Annotated in this window: 3 protein-coding genes; 2 read left to right on the forward strand and 1 reads right to left on the reverse strand. The window is 69.0% G+C overall.

The annotated features are described in order from the left end of the window. Nucleotides 1-942, reverse strand: a 942-nt coding sequence (locus VFF46_RS10660; protein WP_325036912.1) for an efflux RND transporter permease subunit, incomplete at its 3' end; no start/stop codon positions are given. Between the two features lie 148 nt (nt 943-1,090). Between VFF46_RS10660 and VFF46_RS10665 the strand changes: the two genes are divergently transcribed. Both VFF46_RS10665 and VFF46_RS10670 read left to right on the forward strand, forming a co-directional pair. After that, a complete protein-coding gene (locus VFF46_RS10665; protein ID WP_325036913.1) occupies nt 1,091-2,467 on the forward strand; it encodes an MFS transporter in 1,377 nt (458 codons plus the stop codon). Further along, the coding region (locus VFF46_RS10670; RefSeq protein WP_325036914.1) for a molybdopterin oxidoreductase family protein at nt 2,464-3,462 on the forward strand (999 nt) is incomplete at its 3' end. The genes VFF46_RS10665 and VFF46_RS10670, both read left to right, overlap by 4 nt.

The following is a 3,462-nucleotide window of genomic DNA, read 5'->3' on the forward strand; positions in this document are numbered from 1 at the left end:
ACTCCCGAGCCGGGAGAGCAGCAGGCAGAGCAGCCCGAGGATGACGGTCGCCGCGCTGGCCGCGATCGGCTCGACCGCGGCGCGCCACGCGACCCGCATCGCCTTGTACTTGCTCTCGTAGTCGTGCAGTTCCTCTTTGTAACGGGAGACGAGCAGCAGCGCGTAGTCGGTCGAGGCGCCGACGACCAGGATGAACAGGATGCCCTGACTCTGCCCGTTCAGTTGCAGTACGCCGTGCTTCGCGAGCGGGTACACGACCGAGGCGGCCAGGGCGAGCCCGAAGACGGCGGTCAGCAGTACCGCGATCGGCAGGATCGGGCTCCGGTACACGATCAGCAGGATCACGAACACGACCGCGAGCGCGACGCCGAGCAGGATCCCGTCGATCCCGCTGAACGCGACCACGAAGTCCGCGAACACCCCGCCCGGACCGGTGACGTACACCTGCAGGCCGGTAGGCGTGAGCGTGTCCTTGATGTCCGCGCGCAAGGCCTTCGCCACGGCATACAGCACGGTGTCGCCCTGGCCGACGACCTCGTCGGCGCGGTTGCCGTCCACCTGCACGGTGAGCAGCAGCGCCTTGTGGTCGTCGGACGGTCGCGCGGTTCCGACCGGGGCGACCAGGTAGTCGCTGAGCTTCTTGCCGCTCCCGAGGTCGAGCGCCGGGATCTTCGCCGCGAACGCCTGTACGGCGGCCCGGTCGGCGGGGGTGAGCGGGGCGTCCCGCTCGATCAGGACGAAGTACGGCAGCGCCTTGGAGTCGGTGAACTTGGCCGCCGCGTCGGCGACCAGGGTCGACTCGGCCTTCTTCGGGAGGAAGTTGGCGTTGTCGTTCTGCTGGACCTCGCTGAGCTTGCCGACGGCGGGCCCGCCGACGGCGCCCAGGACGAGCCAGACGATCAGTACGGCGGCGATCCCCGCCCTCCACATCCACCGGTTCACCTGACGGACAGTACCTGGGATCTCTCAGCCCGCGGTGGTGGGTGTGCGGGAGCCGTTTCGGCGGCGTAACAACAAGATGACTACGCGGAAACACCCCGGTCATAACGTCCAGGCCTAATCAGTGACGTCGGATGATCGGAGACTTGCGATGACGCTCGAGGCAGGACAGGCCGCCGTCGCCACCCGCGAGGGCCATACCGTGGCTGGCGCGGTGGGCACGGTCGAGGCGCCCCGGCGCGGGCGCTGGATCGACGTCTGGGATCCCGAGGACGCCACGTTCTGGGCCGGGAAGGGCCGCGCGGTCGCCCGCCGGAACCTGTGGCCCTCGATCTTCGCCGAGTTCCTCGGTTTCTCGGTGTGGCAGCTGTGGAGCATCGTCGTGGTGTCGATGCCGAAGGCCGGTTTCACGTACAGCACGGACCAGCTGTTCTGGCTGGTCGCGCTGCCGAGTCTGGTCGGCGCGACGCTGCGGTTGCCGTACACGTTCGCCGTACCGCGGTTCGGCGGGCGGAACTGGACGACGTTTTCCGCGCTGCTGCTGCTGATCCCGACCGCGGGGCTGTCGTACTTCATGACCCAGCCGGGTACGCCGTTCTGGCTGATGGCGCTGGTGGCGGCGACCGCCGGTGTCGGCGGCGGAAACTTCGCCAGCAGCATGACGAACATCTCGTTCTTCTACCCGGAGAAGGAAAAGGGTTTCGCGCTCGGCGTGAACGCGGCCGGCGGGAACCTCGGGGTCGCGGTCGTCCAGCTGCTGGTGCCGATCGTGATCGTCGCCGGGGCGGGGCTGACGCTGAACCGGTCCGGCCTGATGTGGCTGCCGCTGATCGTGCTGGCCGCGGTCTGGGCGTGGAAGGCGATGGCCAACCTGTCGGTGGCGAACTCGTCGTTCCGGACCTCGATCGCCGCGGCGAAACGGCCGCACACGTGGGTGATCTCGTTCCTCTACATCGGGACGTTCGGGTCGTTCATCGGGTTCGGGGCGGCGTTCCCGCTGCTGATCAAGACCACGTTCCCGGGCGTCACGCCGGCGCACTACGCGTTCCTGGGCGCGCTGGTCGGGTCGGTCGCGCGGCCGTTCGGCGGCAAGCTGGCCGACCGGATCGGCGGCGCGTGGGTGACGGTCTGCTCGTTCGTGGTGATGGGGCTCGGAATTGTTTCCGCCATCGTGTCCCTGAAGGCGGCGAGTTTCCCGGCGTTCCTCGGGAGTTTCCTGGTGCTGTTCGTGGCCAGCGGGATCGCCAACGGGTCGACGTACCGGATGATCCCGGCGGTGTTCCGGCTCACCACCCCGGACGACCCGGGCCGGGCGCGGCGCGAGGCGGCGGCCTGTATCGGGATCGCGTCGGCGGTCGGTGCGTACGGCGGTTTCCTGGTGCCGCGCGGGTTCGCGATGTCGACCGGTCACTTCGGCTCGCTGATCCCGGCGCTGTACGTGTTCTGCGGGTTCTACGTGCTGTGCCTCGTCGTGACGTACTTCTGCTACCTGCGCAAGGGCGGCCCGCTCAGCCAGGAACGCGTATGACAGGAGTCCCGACGCATTGCCCGTACTGCGCTCTGCAGTGCGCCACCACGCTGCACCCGGTCGCGGGGTCCGTCGAGGTGCGACCGCGGGAGTTTCCGACCAACCGGGGTGGGTTGTGCCGGAAGGGCTGGACGGCTCCTGACGTACTCACGGTGCCGGACCGGCTCACCGTGCCGCTCGTCCGCAACGTCGCGGGCGAACTGGAGGAGACCAGCTGGGACATCGCGCTGGACTTCGTCGCGTCGCGGATCCAGGCGTTGCAGGCCGCACACGGTCGTGACGCGGTGGCGGTGTTCGGCGGCGGTGGGCTGACCAACGAGAAAGTGTATGCGCTGGGGAAGTTCGCAAGGGTCGCGCTGCGGACGGCGAACGTGGACTACAACGGGCGGTTCTGCATGTCGTCCGCGGCCGCCGCGACGAATCGGGCGTTCGGGATCGACCGCGGACTGCCCTTTCCGCTGGCGGATCTCGGCGGCGCGGGCGCGGTCCTGCTGGTCGGCAGCAATCTCGCGGACACGATGCCGCCGGCGGTCGCCCATCTGCAGGGCGCACGGGACGCGGGTGGACTCCTGGTCGTCGACCCGCGCCGCTCGGCCACCGCGGGACTGACGTCCGACGGTGCCGGGATCCACCTGCAGCCGACGCCCGGTACGGACTTGGCTCTGCTGCTTGCCCTGACCCACGTCGTACTCCAGGAAAGCCTTGCAGACACCGCTTTCCTGGCCGAACGGGTCGACAATCCTGACTTGTTGATCCGTTCGACTGCGTCATGGTGGCCGGAGCGTGCTGAGCGGGTGACCGGCGTACCGGCTGCGACCATCCGGCGTGTGGCCCGCGTACTCGCGGCGGCTGCTCCGGTGCACGGTGGCGCGGGTGCGTACATCCTCACCGGGCGGGGAGCGGAGCAGCACAGCAAGGGCACTGACACGGTGACGGCTTGTATCAACCTTGCGCTGGTGCTCGGGTTACCCGGGCGGGTGGGGAGCGGGTACGGG

It is taken from the genome of Kribbella sp. (genome assembly GCF_035655035.1).
Classification (GTDB): Bacteria; Actinomycetota; Actinomycetes; order Propionibacteriales; family Kribbellaceae; genus Kribbella.